The sequence below is a fragment of the Streptomyces actinomycinicus genome (assembly GCF_016741775.1).
Classification (GTDB): domain Bacteria; phylum Actinomycetota; class Actinomycetes; order Streptomycetales; family Streptomycetaceae; genus Streptomyces; species Streptomyces actinomycinicus.
The window spans coordinates 1-522 of the sequence record NZ_JAERRK010000079.1; the positions used below are offsets into that span (position 1 = coordinate 1).

A 522-nucleotide genomic window follows, 5' to 3' on the forward strand; every position below is an offset into this window, starting at 1 on the left:
CGGCACCGCCCCGACGGGACGATCGCGTACGCCGAAAACCCGCCGAAGAAGTACCAGGACATCTATCCCATCGCCTTCGACGCCGACATGGACGGTCTGGTCGCCGAGACGGTCAGGGTGCTGCGGCACTGGATGGAGCACGGGGTGCGGATCTTCCGCGTCGACAACCCCCATACGAAACCGGTCGTTTTCTGGGAGCGTGTCATCGGCGAGATCAATGCGTCGGATCCGGACGTGATCTTCCTGGCCGAGGCGTTCACCCGGCCGGCGATGATGGCCACGCTCGCCCAGGTCGGCTTCCAGCAGTCGTACACCTACTTCACCTGGCGAAACGGCAAGCAGGAGCTGACCGAGTACCTGACCGAGCTGTCGGGCGAGGCCGCCGCCTACATGCGGCCGAACTTCTTCGCCAACACCCCCGACATCCTGCACGCCTTCCTCCAGCACGGAGGGTGCCCCGCGTTCGAGGTGCGGGCCGTACTCGCCGCCACCCTCTCCCCCGCCTGGGGCGTCTACAGCGGT

The 522-nt window shown here is 66.5% G+C and carries 1 protein-coding gene; it reads left to right on the forward strand.

Annotation, left to right across the window (positions count from 1 at the left end):
* On the forward strand, nt 1-522 hold a 522-nt coding region (locus tag JK359_RS38575), incomplete at both ends, for an alpha-amylase family protein (protein ID WP_504739960.1).